12 protein-coding genes and 2 pseudogenes are annotated in these 13,552 nt (G+C 30.1%); 4 read left to right on the forward strand and 10 right to left on the reverse strand.

Annotated features, from left to right (window positions below):
- The first annotated feature begins 17 nt into the window (after positions 1–17).
- Together CLLT_RS06920 and CLLT_RS06925 are read left to right on the forward strand one after the other, a co-directional pair.
- A complete protein-coding gene (locus CLLT_RS06920) occupies positions 18–764 on the forward strand; it encodes a class D beta-lactamase OXA-493 (RefSeq protein WP_012662081.1) in 747 nt (248 codons plus the stop codon).
- Positions 765–776: 12 nt separating this feature from the next.
- Positions 777–1,598 (forward strand): CPBP family intramembrane glutamic endopeptidase, encoded by an 822-nt coding sequence (locus tag CLLT_RS06925; RefSeq protein ID WP_070255292.1) that lies wholly within the window; start codon positions 777–779, stop codon positions 1,596–1,598.
- Here CLLT_RS06925 and CLLT_RS06930 read toward each other — a convergent pair.
- From CLLT_RS06930 to CLLT_RS06940, 3 genes are read right to left on the reverse strand one after another with little or no spacing between them, the layout of a single operon-like run.
- Entirely contained in the window at positions 1,595–2,296 is a 702-nt protein-coding gene (locus CLLT_RS06930; RefSeq protein ID WP_012662083.1) for a methyltransferase domain-containing protein, read from the reverse strand. The two genes, CLLT_RS06925 and CLLT_RS06930, sit on opposite strands and share 4 nt — an antisense overlap.
- Positions 2,293–2,907 carry a pimeloyl-ACP methyl esterase BioG family protein gene (locus CLLT_RS06935; protein ID WP_074692394.1) on the reverse strand — a complete coding sequence of 205 codons (615 nt, stop codon included), beginning with the start codon at positions 2,905–2,907 and terminating at the stop codon, positions 2,293–2,295. Before CLLT_RS06935 ends, CLLT_RS06930 begins: the two co-directional genes overlap by 4 nt.
- Positions 2,904–4,022 carry an aminotransferase class I/II-fold pyridoxal phosphate-dependent enzyme gene (locus CLLT_RS06940; RefSeq protein ID WP_074692392.1) on the reverse strand — a complete coding sequence of 373 codons (1,119 nt, stop codon included), beginning with the start codon at positions 4,020–4,022 and terminating at the stop codon, positions 2,904–2,906. The genes CLLT_RS06935 and CLLT_RS06940 overlap by 4 nt, the downstream gene beginning before the upstream one ends.
- A gap of 56 nt (positions 4,023–4,078) precedes the next feature.
- On the opposite strand from CLLT_RS06940, the gene CLLT_RS06945 reads away from it, so the two are divergent.
- Positions 4,079–5,347: an adenosylmethionine--8-amino-7-oxononanoate transaminase gene (locus tag CLLT_RS06945; RefSeq protein WP_074692391.1), complete on the forward strand. Its 1,269-nt coding sequence runs from the start codon at positions 4,079–4,081 to the stop codon at positions 5,345–5,347.
- On the opposite strand, the gene bioD is transcribed toward CLLT_RS06945, so the two are convergent.
- The 5 genes and pseudogenes from bioD to CLLT_RS08085 form a co-directional block, all read right to left on the reverse strand.
- Complete coding sequence (gene bioD / locus CLLT_RS06950; RefSeq protein WP_074692389.1) at positions 5,321–5,893, reverse strand: dethiobiotin synthase; 573 nt, start codon at positions 5,891–5,893, stop codon at positions 5,321–5,323. The two genes, CLLT_RS06945 and bioD, sit on opposite strands and share 27 nt — an antisense overlap.
- A gap of 7 nt (positions 5,894–5,900) precedes the next feature.
- On the reverse strand, positions 5,901–6,215 hold the full coding sequence (locus CLLT_RS06955) for a DMT family transporter (protein WP_012662089.1): 315 nt from the start codon (positions 6,213–6,215) through the stop codon (positions 5,901–5,903).
- Entirely contained in the window at positions 6,215–6,562 is a 348-nt protein-coding gene (locus CLLT_RS06960; protein WP_074692388.1) for a DMT family transporter, read from the reverse strand. Before CLLT_RS06960 ends, CLLT_RS06955 begins: the two co-directional genes overlap by 1 nt.
- A gap of 62 nt (positions 6,563–6,624) precedes the next feature.
- A pseudogene (locus CLLT_RS08080) lies at positions 6,625–7,026 on the reverse strand (methyl-accepting chemotaxis protein); the annotation flags it as partial.
- An 816-nt stretch (positions 7,027–7,842) separates the two neighbouring features.
- A pseudogene (locus CLLT_RS08085) lies at positions 7,843–8,652 on the reverse strand (cache domain-containing protein); the annotation flags it as partial.
- Between the two features lie 141 nt (positions 8,653–8,793).
- Between CLLT_RS08085 and CLLT_RS06970 the strand changes: the two are divergent.
- Complete coding sequence (locus CLLT_RS06970) at positions 8,794–9,828, forward strand: isoaspartyl peptidase/L-asparaginase family protein (protein WP_081352014.1); 1,035 nt, start codon at positions 8,794–8,796, stop codon at positions 9,826–9,828.
- Between the two features lies 1 nt (position 9,829).
- Here CLLT_RS06970 and CLLT_RS06975 read toward each other — a convergent pair whose 3' ends face one another.
- Together CLLT_RS06975 and carB are read right to left on the reverse strand one after the other, a co-directional pair.
- On the reverse strand, positions 9,830–10,252 hold the full coding sequence (locus CLLT_RS06975) for a Sua5 YciO YrdC YwlC family protein (RefSeq protein ID WP_074692384.1): 423 nt from the start codon (positions 10,250–10,252) through the stop codon (positions 9,830–9,832).
- Positions 10,249–13,512: a carbamoyl-phosphate synthase large subunit gene (gene carB, locus CLLT_RS06980; protein WP_074692383.1), complete on the reverse strand. Its 3,264-nt coding sequence runs from the start codon at positions 13,510–13,512 to the stop codon at positions 10,249–10,251. Before carB ends, CLLT_RS06975 begins: the two co-directional genes overlap by 4 nt.
- Between the last annotated feature and the right edge of the window lie 40 nt (positions 13,513–13,552).

The following is a 13,552-nucleotide window of genomic DNA, read 5'->3' on the forward strand; positions in this document are numbered from 1 at the left end:
AAATATAAGGAAACAAAATGAAAAAAATATTTTTGCTTTTTGGTCTTTTTTGCTCTTTTGCTTTGGCAAATGAAAATTTAAAAGATCTTTTTAAAGATTATAATGAAAGTGGAGTTTTTATAGCTTATGATGGTAAAAATTATTATAGCAATGACTTTAAAAAAGCAAACAAACGCATTTTACCTGCCTCTACTTTTAAAATTTTCAATGCCTTAATCGCACTTAATGAAGGTGTTGTGAAAGATACTAATGAAATTTTTTATCATTACAAAGGTGAAAAAGTATTTTTACCATCTTGGAAAAATAATGCAAACTTAGCTTTAGCTATGCAAAGATCACAACTACCTGCTTATAAAGAACTAGCTAGAAAAATAGGCTTAGAAAAAATGCAAAAAAACTTAAATAAACTTAATTATGGCAACCAAAAAATAAGTAAAATAGATGAGTTTTGGATAGATGATTCTTTACAAATTAGTCTTAAAGAACAAGCTACTTTACTTTTTAAGCTTGCCAATTTAACACTAGATTACCCTAAACATATACAAGAAGAAGTGATTAATATCATCAAGTTAAAAGAAAATGATCATTATGAACTTTTTGCAAAAACAGGTTGGGGTCTTAGACAATATGGACAAATCGTAGGTTTTATAAAAAGTAAAAAAAGTGACAAAATTTACGCTTTTGCTTTAAATATGAATATAAGTGATTTTAACAAGCTTTATCTAAGAGAAGAAATAGTACAACTGTATCTAGATCAATTATAAAAAGGATTTTATATGGTGGCTTTAAGCACTCATCTTTTTTTGGCTATTTCTTTGGTGTTACTTTCACTTGATAAAGCTAAAATATCGTATTTATTTTTACTCTTTTCACTTTTACTAGGATATATGTTTAACATTATAAACGCAACCTTTATAATGATTAATGTATTAGTTTTTATCATAGCTATATTGTATCAGTATAAAAAATTTTTCATACTTGAAGTAGCTTTGTTTATCTATGCTTTGGCTTTATTTCTTCATTTTATCCCGGGCGTAAACAACATCAAAGTCTTAGATCAAGTCTATGCAAGCACAAATAGTGCACCTTTTAATCTTTACTTTAGCATCGACAAACCACTAGGTGTTTTTATACTTTTTTTACTTTTTCCAATTTTATTTAAAAACACAAACTACACCAAAGCTTCAGTACTAAAATGGGGTTTGTTATTTTTATCTCCCATTCTTTTACTATGTGTGCCTTGGTATTTAGACGTAATCAAGCTAGAAATCAGCTTACCATCATGGATTTTGTATTTTTTATTTTCAAACCTTTTATTGGTGGCTTTAGTGGAAGAAGCTTTTTTTAGAGGTTATCTCCAACAAAGACTTACGCAGTTTATCCACCCCAACCTTGCCTTACTAATCGCAAGCATAGCTTTTGGACTAGTGCATTACAAAAGCGGTGTTTTGATGATTGTATTTGCTAGTATAGCGGGTTTGATTTATGGCTTAGCTTATAAGTATTCAAAAAGCTTATGGAGTAGTGTATTGTTTCACTATGGTTTAAATTTAATCCATTTGGTGTTTTTTACCTATCCTTTTTACCTAAAACACTAATGGTTGTGTTTTTCAAGCAAAAAAAACATAGGGTGATAAGTCAAGGTGTTTTGAAATTCTTTTTCGTAGTTTTTCAAAAATGCCTTGCTTATGAAAAAATTTTTATCTAAAGAATTAACCCCGCTTAATTTTAAATGCCTAAAAAGCTCTAAAGTATGATCAAATTTTAATTCTTTTAATTCTTCTTTTGCTTTGATGATTTTAAATTTTTTAGAAAGTTTTTGTTTAATTTGCTCCAAGCTTAAATATTTAAGTGATAAATTTGTACTTTGTTTTATTTGAGTGAAATTTTTTTCTCCAAAAGTAGAAAAAAGAAAATAAGCATTTTTTTCTAAAATAAAAGAAATATTTTCTATCAATAAATCTAAATCAAGCCATTGCACGCAAGCATTTGAAGTTATAAGATCAAATTTTTTATTAAAAAAATGATGATTTTTAAGCTCATTCATATCAAAAACGCCAAATTCATCATATTTGCAAGGGTTTTCAAAAGGATAAATATCGTTTAAAAAATAATGCTTAAATTTTATATTTTTTTGCAAAATTTGGCTAAAAATTCCAACTCCACAACCAAATTCAAAAACTCTATCAAAATATTTTAAATCACCATCGCTAAGCATTTTGCAAAGCTTTATAGCCATATCTTTTTGCACCAATGCATTAGCGCTATAAGTATTTTTAGCCTTTAAAAAATTCAAAACTCATTCCAAGTGCTAAAATCAAAAAATATAAAATGTCCTTTATCTAAGATAAAAGCTTTATCTTTAAAAAATTTAAAACTTGCATTAAAAGGAAAGATTTTATCATTTTTACCAAGTAAAGCCTTATCCCAAATAAAATTTTCATTTAAATTTTTAGTACAAAATTCATACAAACTCAAAAGCTCATTTTTCAAATAAGACTCATCATTAAATTTAAAATTTTTACTCAAATTTAAATCATCTTCAAACATATTTTTTTTAAAATTTTCTAAATCAAATTTTTTCATCGTAAGTCTAAAAATAGCTTCTTTGATCCCAAATTCATCATTTATAGGTAAATTTGTGCCATTTATAGCGATTTTTTTATCAAATTTTATATCTTTTAAAATTTTACTTGCTACACAAACTCCCATAGACCAAGCTATTAAAGTGATATTTTTAAATTTGGTTAAATCTATATCAAAATTAAAATCACTATAATCATAAACCATTAAAACATTTTCATCACTTTTTAAATGCGAAAAATGGCTAAAATGCGAGCAAAATCCTGAAAAAAATAAGATCAAATTTGATGAGTTTTCATTTTTATGTAAAAAATATGTTTTCAAAATAACTCCAAAATTTTTTCTAAATCATCTTTTTTTAATCCACTATGCAAAGAAAAACGAATTCTAGCAGTATTTTTAGGTATAGTAGGTTCTTTTATAGCGGGAGCAAAAATGCCATTTTCTAAAAGCTTATTAAAAGCTTTATCAGCTAAATCATTTTGTTTTAAAATCAAAGATATTATATAAGCATCGCCTAAAATTTCACATTTTTTACTTAAAACATTTTTAAAATCTAAAGCTAAATTTTTTAAATAAATTCTTTTTTCATTAAATTTATGCAAATTTTTAAACACATACAAAGTCCAAGCCACATTTATAGGCGCAATAGCAGTTGAGTAAATAAAAGCTCTAGCTTTATTTATGAAAAATTCTTTTTCATCACTTATTATACAAGCACCCATAGAAGATATAGCCTTACCAAAAGTAAAAACTAAAAAATCAATATCTTTATGCAAATTTAAAGATTTGACATATCCTAAGCCATCATCTCCAAAACAACCAATACTATGTGCTTCATCTATATAAATTTTTATATTTTTGTATTCTTTTTTTAAATTTATAAATTCTTTTATAGGTGCAAAATCTCCATCCATACTAAATAAAGCTTCACTTATGATTATAATATTTTCATAATCTTTATAATATTTTTGCACTAAATCTTGCAAATGCTTTATATCATTGTGTTTAAAGCGAAAAAATTTAGCCTTGCTAAGTCTTAAACCATCAATAATGCTTGCATGAACTTGTTTATCAGCTAAAAACAAAGTATTTCTCAAAAGCCCTAAAGCTTGCAAACAACTAGTATTTAAGCTATATCCGCTATTAAAATGCAAAACTTTTTTATCAAATTTATTTTCTAAAAAACTTTCAAATTCTTCAAAAATTTCATAATTACCACTTAAACTTCTTGAACTAGAACTACAAAATTCAAATTCTTTTAAATTTGCTAAAAATTCTTGTTTTAAATTTTTATCATTTGCTAAATTTAAATAATCATTCCCCGCTAAATTAAGCAATTTTTTATCATCAAATATCACAAATTTATCAATATGTTTTAATTTTCTTAAAAATCTATAATTATTTTCATCTTTTAATTTTTGTAATATTGTCTGCATCTTTTGCCTTGAAATTTTAGTATTATTGTGCCAAAATATTTTTAAAAAGAGTTTTTATGAATTTAAAAGAACTAGACTTAAAACACATTTGGCATCCTTGCACGCAAATGAGCGATCATGAGTTTTTACCATTAATTCCTATAAAAAAAGCTAAAGGTGTGTATTTATACGATTTTGATGATAAAGCTTATATTGATTGTATCAGTTCTTGGTGGGTAAACATCTTTGGCCATTGCAATGATTATATAAATGAAAAATTAAAAGAACAACTTAACAATTTAGAGCATGTTTTACTTGCTGGTTTTTCACACGAACCTATAATAAAATTATCACAAAGGCTTTGCGAACTTTTGCCTTTTGATAAATGCTTTTATGCAGATAATGGTAGCTCGGCCATAGAAGTAGCTTTAAAAATGAGCTTTCAATATCACTTAAATTGCGGCAATAAAAAAGATAAATTCTTATCACTTAGCAATTCTTATCATGGAGAAACTTTAGGAGCATTAAGCATAGGTGATGTAAGCTTATATAAAAAAACTTACGAACCTTTACTTTTAAAAAATATCATTACACCTGTGCCAACTAGCAAAGATTATCAAAACGAACTTGAAATTTTAGAAAATATTTTAAAAAATCATCATCATGAAATTTGTGCTTTTATACTTGAGCCTTTAATTCAATGTGCTGGAAATATGCATATATATGAGCTTGGATATTTAAATGAAGCTATAAAATTAGCTAAAGATTATAATGTGCAAGTGATATTTGATGAAATAGCTACAGGCTTTGGGCGCACAGGGGAGATGTTTGCGCTAGATTATTGCTCACAAAGTATTGATTATATATGTCTTTCTAAAGCTATCACGGGTGGGTATTTACCCCTTTCAGTAGTGCTTACTAAAAATGAAATTTATGAGAAATTTTATGATAGCTATGAAAACCAAAAAGCCTTTTTGCACTCTCACTCTTACACGGGCAATACCCTAGCTTGCACAGCGGCTAATGCGACTTTGGATATTTTTGAAAATGAAAATATCATCGCAAAAAATAAAATCAAAAGTGCTTTTACAAAAACACAATGGGATAATTTAAAAGAATTTGAATTTTTAGGAAATTTTAGAAATTTAGGTATGGTAAGTGCATTTGATATACAAAAAAGCAAATACAAAAGAGCAGGACTTGAAGTCTTTCAAAGAGCCTTAGAAAAAGGCTTGCTTTTAAGACCACTTGGAAATACGATTTATTTTATGCCACCATATGTTATAAATGAAGATGAGATTACTTATGTAGTGCAGTCTTTAAGAGAGATTTTTAAGGATTTTTGAAAGTTTTTCACACACTTTATCATCAAATTCTATGATAGGAATTTTTGCATATTTGCTTATAAAATCCTTGCTAAAATTATCTTGGCTTTTTAAGATTAAGGAGAGAATTTTAATATCTTTTTGTTTTAGCGCTTCTATGCTTAAAAGCGTGTGATTGATACTTCCTAGATAATCTTTTGCGACTAAAATAGTAGGGTGTTTAAACGCACTCATATAATCAATCATAGTTTTTTCATCATCAATTGGAGAAAAAAGCCCACCAGCTAACTCGATGATGAGTTTATCACTTTGTGGAATTTGTATATCAAAGGCTTTATAGTTTAAATTTTCTAAAATTCTTGCTTTATGCGGTGAAGCAGGAGTTTGCAAAAACACACCTTCTTTAAAAATCTTAGTTTTTGGGCTAAATTGAGCTATTGCCTCACTATCTTTTGGCACACCTGCTTGAATAAGCTTAAAATAATTAAAGCCTAATTCCTTACAAAGTCTAGCACTTAGATAAGTTTTGCCAACATCTGTGTCTATACCACTAATGTATATTTTCATTTTAAACCTATGAAAGTATTTTTAAACCCACTGTGCAAGCTATGATAAGAGTTATTAGAAAAAGTTTTAAAAAGCTTTTGCTTTCTTTATAAAAAAGCACTCCGATGATAACCCCACCTGCAGTTCCAGCTCCTGTCCATATAGAATAAGCCACACTCATAGCAATACTTTGCATACTAAGGCTTAAAAATCCAAATGAAAAAGCAAAACACACTATCAAAGCCAAAAGATAAAGTTTGTTTTTAGTGCTTACAAGTTGCTTCATGATAATCACACCAAAAATTTCAAAAGCAGTCGCTAAAAATAAAAAGAACCATTCCATTATTTAGCTTCCTTGCTAATGATTTTAAGGCCTATGATACTTAAAAGTAAAATAGCTATTAAAGCAAGTTTTGTAATGGAAATTGGCTCATTGAAAACAAACATCTCATTAAGCACCACTCCAACTGTACCAATACCTACAAAAACACTATAAGCAATACTCACCTCAAGTCTTTCACAAGCTTTTAAAAAACATGTAAAAGATATACAAACCCCTATGGCTGTTAAAGCATAATGCCAAATTTCACTAGAATACTTTAAACCACTTACCCAAAAGCACTCAACCAAACCACCCAAAATCACCATAAACCAACCAAAATTAGAGCTTATTTTTGTTCGTTCTATCATAATCTACCTTTTTTCAAAACTGCAAATTATAACTAAAATTACAAAACATAAGCTCTTTGGAGTTAAATTTTTTTACTTTCAACCTCTTTGAGTATAGATTGAGAGATGTTTCCAACTGCTTTGGTAGCTTCATTTGTGAAATTTGCAATTTCTACATTTTCTTTTGTCACACTTTCTAAATTGACAATTGCATCATTAATCTGTGTAATACTTTGAGTTTGTTCTTGCATTGAACTAGATACATCATTCACACTTTGCACCAAAATATTTACATTAGCTTCAATCTCTCCTAAACTTTTTTCAGTTTTTTCAGCTAAATGACGTACCTCATCAGCTACTACCGCAAAACCTCGTCCATGCTCACCCGCACGCGCAGCTTCAATAGCAGCATTTAAAGCAAGCAAATTAGTTTGATCTGCTATATCTTTAATCACATTAACAATTTCTTTGATATTATCTGCTTGTGTTGCAACCTCTTTGGTTTTATCGCCTACATTTTGCATAGAAATGTTGATCTGATCTACCGCGTGAATGGATTTTTCAAGCGACTGTGACTGAGAGTGTGTCCCATCTACTAGTTTTTGCATTGATTCTTCTAATTTTACACTTTGTAAAGTTAGTTCTTTTGCAAACGTAGAAGATGAAACAAGCATTTTTTTAATCTCTTCGCCCAGTACATTAGTAGTAACCTCTACATTACCTTTTGCGTTTTGAACATGTGTAGAAAAATCTAACGCCTTATAGCTATCAAGCACTCGATCAAGCTCATTGATATTTGATCCTATTTTCTCTTCTAAAACATCAAGCATATCATTTAAAATATTTTTTAACTCTACAAGTTGAGGATTGATAGGATTTTTATCAATTCTTGCAGATAAATTGCCACGTTCTATTTCTTTTACTTTTTGCACACTTTCAGCAACTGCCTCTTGATCTTTATGCAAGTTGTTTTGAGTGTTTACAATGCTTTGACTGATTTCACGCGCTATAACTGAAAATTCATCATTACCCTTGAGACTAATTTCCATCAAATCCATTTTCTTTTTATAATTTAGACTATCAAAAAAGCTTTTTAATGTATTTTGTATAATGATGATTTTTTTTAGAAAATGATCTATCATACCACCCAAAATAGCAATAATAACGATCACAAATATCACTCCAAAAATAATCTGCGTAACAAGCAATTTATCAAAAACATCATCATAGTCTTTTAAAGAATTCGCAGAACACAACATCATTTCATTGGCTGTATTTAAACACACCGCAACGCGTTGATCACCTTTTAAGGTGTATTTTATTAAATCAGTTGGTGTGTTAGGTGCTGCTTTAACTTCTTTTACAAAAGATTTAATCGCATCTGCCATTTCTGTTTCTTTATTTAAATCAATATACCCCAAAGAATGAGCGATCAAATTTCCATTATTATTGATTAAAAAAACACTATTGCTTGGAGTTATTTTTAACCCCTCAAAAGCTTTACGCATATCATCAAGAAAAACCTCTCCTGCCAACACTCCTACAAATTTTCCATCTATTTCAAGAGGTGCAGTGATCGAAACGACCATCTTTTTTGTAACTACATCTAAAAAAGGATCAGAGATGTTTATCATTTTGGTATCTTTTGTAAGTTTATACCACGCTCTTGTTCTAGCATCAAAACCATCTTTTTCTTGATTTAAAATAAAATATTTACCTTTAGAGTTCATATCTACATCAATCAAGCTTCCATCTTTTTCATAACCTACATAAATAGCCGTAAAAGAATACAAGGTAAAAACATGCTCTAAAAACTTGGCAAGACCTTCCTCTCCAACATCTTTACTAGCAACAATAGCTTTTGCTATTTTATCTATGTTTTCTTTTCTTGAATTAAAATAAAGTTCGATGAAACTTTTACCATTTTTCACACTTTCTTGTTTTCCGTGAGTAATGCTTTGTAAAATATCTCTTTTAGAAGAATGATAATTTATCCCTACAAAAATCCCAAAGCCTATACACAAAATCAAAGCTGTAAGCATAGAAATTCTTCTTGCGATAATCGTTTTAAACATTAAAAAACCTCCATAAATGTAATAATTGATAAACATTGTAATGTAATTATTAAAAATTTCTTGATTTATATTAATAAAATAGAAAAAATATAAATATTTTGTTTTAAATTTTCACATTTTATTATATAAATTAATTTATATTTAATATAATAGACAGTTTTAATATAAGGAGATAATATGATTTTTTTTACATATGACAAAAAAGTACTATTAATGCTAATTAGCTTGGTATTTTTTTCATGTGTTAATATTTATGCAAAAGATTTTAAACCTATTATAGTAATTCATGGTGGAACTAGTGGCCTAGGACTCACAAAAGAAGAATTTAACAAAAGAGAAAAGGTAATGAAAGAATCTTTAAAAGCAGGTCAAAGCATACTTGAAAAAGGTGGAAACTCTGTTGATGCAGTTATAGCTGCTATTAAAGTAATGGAAGATAGCCCTGAATTTAATGCTGGAAAAGGTGCAGTTTTTACTGCTGATGGATTTAATGAGCTTGATGCATCTTTAATGAATGGAAAAAATTTAAAAGCCGGTGCTATCGCAATGGCTAGAACCATTAAAAATCCTATCGAGGCAGCAAAACTTGTCATGGAAAAAACACCCCATACTTTAATAGCCGGAGAAGGAGCTGATAAGTTAGCCAAAAAGCACGGTTTAGAAATAGTAGGACAAAAATACTTCTTTACAGAGCACAGATACAAACAACTCCAAGAAGCAAAAAAAAGCAAAGAAGTGTTGCTTGATAGCGACAAAGCTAAAGCACACCTTGGCATAAACACTGAACCGTATTTAGGTACAGTTGGCGCGATAGCTTTAGATAAAAACGGTAACCTAGCAGCAGGCACAAGCACAGGTGGAACTACAAATAAAATGACAGGACGCATTGGAGATTCCCCTATTATAGGAGCTGGCAACTATGCAAATAACGATTCGGTTGCGATTTCTTGCACAGGAACAGGCGATATTTATATAAGAGTAGCTGCAGCCCATGAAGTTGCGGCTTTATACAAATACAAAAAACTTTCCATACAAGAAGCAGTTGAGGAAACCATCAAGCAAATAGCAAAACTTGGTGGAACAGGTGGGATCATCTCCATAGATAAAAATGGAAAAGTCGGCTATGCTTGGACTAAAGATAAACTTGGAATGTACCACGGAGAAGCAAAAATCGGTGAAGAACCAAAAGTTTTTTGGCCTTTAAAAAATTAAACTAACGCAATTTAATCTTTTTGGTGCCTCTAATTTTAAAAATTTTTGAGGCACTACTTTCAAAAAAAAACTCATCTACTTTTACATCTGCATTGCTGATAGCCCATTGATAATTAAAGCTTTTTCCATGTTCGTTTGCAGAAGTAGAATAAAGCCAGTCAAAATTTTTTAAAAAATTTGCATGGCTACAATCTTTCACAACACGTATTGCTTTAGAATTAGGATACAAAAAAGTAGTTTTTTTAGATTTTCTTACAGTATTTTTAAAGTGATTTGGCACTCTAGTGAGTTTTGTTAACTCACTCAATTTAGCCGTAGTAACCAAACAAGCTTGGTCTAGAGGTCTTTTTTTTAAAGCATTAAGGGCTTTTAAATCTTTGCTTAAAAACCCTGCAGTTGTATCAGTTTGAGCTAGATAAATCATGCCTTTAAGTATTCTTGTAAGCTCTTTACTTCAAGGCAAGTTTTATTTTGTATAGCTTTAATTGCTTTTGCGCCTGCATACGCTGCTCTTAAATTTGTAAAATATGGAGTTTTAAAGCGTAAAATATTTGCTCTGATTTTTTTAGTATCGCCTTTAAAACTATGCTCATCACTTGTATTAATAGCAAGTTGAATTTGAGAATTTTTTAACTTATCCTCTACATTTGGGCGTCCTTCTGAGATTTTATGTACAAACTCACACCCCAAACCTGCTTCTTGTAAAATCTTAAAAGTTCCACTTGTAGCTATGATTTTAAATCCTAGTTTAATATACTCACTAGCTAAATCTACTGCATATTTTTTATCTTGCTCTCTTAATGATAAAAACACATTTCCACTTTCTGGTAAGAAATTTGATGATGCAAGCTGACTTTTTGCATATGAGTTTTCAAAATCTTTGCTAATACCCATAACTTCACCAGTTGAACGCATCTCAGGCCCAAGCTCAAGATCACTTCCGCTAAGTTTTGCAAAAGGAAATACCACTGATTTTACGCTAATGTGTTTTGGTTTTTTAGCTCTTAAAATTCCATTTTTTTCTTCTACTACTTTGAAAATATCATAAAATTTCAAACTTTCTCTTAAATTTCCTTGCCACATCACACGCGTTGCAACCTTTGCTAAAGGAATTCCTGTAGCTTTACTTACAAAAGGCACGGTTCTACTTGCTCTTGGATTTACCTCTATCATATAAAGCTTATTATCATGTATAGCAAATTGTATATTTAAAAGTCCTACTACGCCTAAATTTAAAGCAATATCTTTTGTTTTTTGCTCAATCATTTCAAGCATAGTTTCATCTATATTTATAGCAGGTAAAGAACAAGCACTATCACCTGAATGAATTCCTGCTTCTTCAATATGCTCCATAATACCTGCTACATATACATCTTTTCCATCACTTATTGCATCCACATCAAGCTCGGTTGCATTATCTAAAAATTGATCAATTAATACAGGAGATTTATCACTTACATCTACTGCTTCTTGCATATAAAGCCTAAGCTCACTCTCATCATGCACTACACGCATTGCTCGACCACCCAAAACATAGCTTGGCCTAACAAGCACAGGATAACCTATCTCATTTGCTTTTATAATAGCCTCTTCTACACTTATGGCTGTGCCATTTTTTGGTTGATTTATACCTAGATCTTCAATAAATTTAGCAAATTTCTTTCTATCTTCAGCTAAATCAATAACTCTTGCACTTGTTCCTATGATTTTTGCCCCAAAAGCACTAAGGCGTTTTGCAAATTTAAGCGGAGTTTGACCACCAAAATGAACTATCACTCCATCTGGTTTTTCTCTATCAATAACCGCTCTTAAATGCTCAAAATCAATTGGCTCAAAATACAAAATATCACTCGTATCATAATCTGTTGAAACCGTTTCTGGGTTACAATTATACATTATAGTTTTTACGCCCATATCTTTTAGAGCAAAAGAAGCATGCACACAAGCATAATCAAACTCAATGCCTTGTCCTATACGGTTTGGTCCACCACCTATAATCATCACTTTTTTATCTTTTTTATCTTTACTTTCTTTTACTTGCGTAGCTTCATTTGTATTAATACTTGAGTATAAATACGGAGTTAGTGCCTCAAATTCGCCTGCACAAGTATCTACTTCACTATATTGAGCGATGATTTTGTGTTTAATTCTTGCATAATAAATATCATTTTGGCTTAGCTCAAGATTATCTTTTTGATTAATCAAGCTAGCGATTTTTTTGTCCGAAAAACCTAAGGTTTTAGCTTTTCTTAATAGTTGTTTATTGCTTAAAATATCCATATCTATTTGATTTTCAAATTCCACTATTTCTTTGATTTGATTTAAAAACCAAGGATCTATTTTACAAAGCTCAAAAAGTTCTTGCGTGCTAAAACCTTCTCTAAAAGCTTGTGCTATATAAAGCAAGCGTTTTTCATTAGCTTGGCGGATTTTTGTTAAAAGCTCATTTTTATCACACTCTATAATATCAAACCCACTTAAATTTCTCTCAAGTGAGCAAAGTGCTTTTTGAATACTTTCTTTAAAGGTTCTTCCTATAGCCATAACCTCGCCCACACTCTTCATAGATGTACCAAGCTCAGTACTTGCATTTGGGAATTTTTCAAAAGTAAAACGAGGAATTTTAGTAACTATATAATCAATTACTGGTTCAAATGAAGCTGGAGTTCCTGTGATATCATTTTTAATTTCGTCTAAACTAAAACCAACTGCTAAAAGTGTAGCTATTTTTGCTATAGGATAGCCTGTTGCCTTGCTTGCAAGAGCTGAAGATCTTGAAACTCTAGGATTCATTTCAATAACTATCATTCTACCATTAGTTGGATTTATAGCAAATTGCACATTTGATCCACCTGTATCTACTCCAATTTCTCTTAAAATAGCAAAAGATGCATTACGCATAGCTTGATATTCTTTATCAGTCAAAGTTAAAGCTGGAGCTATAGTGATAGAATCGCCCGTATGAACCCCCATAGGATCAACATTTTCAATAGAACAAACTATAATGCAATTATCATTTTTATCTCTGATAACTTCCATCTCATATTCTTTCCAACCAAGCAAACTTTCTTCTATTAAAATTTCATGGATTGGACTTAGCGCTAAAGCAGTATTTGCAAGCTCTGCAAATTCATCCATATTATAAACTACACCACTTCCTGCACCACCTAAAGTAAAAGAAGCTCTTATCATCAAAGGAAAACCAATTTCTTCAACTGCTTTTAAGGCTTCTTCATAATTATACGCATACATAGATTTTGGCAAGTCCATGCCAATTTTTTTCATGCTTTCTTTAAAAACTTGTCTATCTTCGCCTTTTTTGATAGCTTGCGGATTTGCTCCTAAAAATTTCACATCGCCAAGCTCACCGCTTTCATAAACTTCCATAGCAACATTAAGCGCTACTTGACCACCCATAGTAGGCAAAATCGCATCAATTTTTTCTTTTTTTATAATGCTTAAAATACTTTCTTTAGTAATTGGTTCTATATAAGTTGCATCAGCAAATTCAGGATCTGTCATAATCGTAGCTGGATTGGAATTGATTAAAACTACTCTATACCCTAACTCTTTTAAGGTTTTTGCTGCTTGAGTCCCTGAGTAATCAAACTCACAAGCTTGACCTATAACGATAGGCCCACTGCCTATTAATAATATATTTTCTATATCTGTTCTTTTTGGCATATATTTTCCTAAGCTGAATTTTTAGCTAAATTATAACAAA

The sequence above is a fragment of the Campylobacter lari subsp. lari genome, assembly GCF_013372185.1.
GTDB lineage: Bacteria > Campylobacterota > Campylobacteria > Campylobacterales > Campylobacteraceae > Campylobacter_D > Campylobacter_D lari.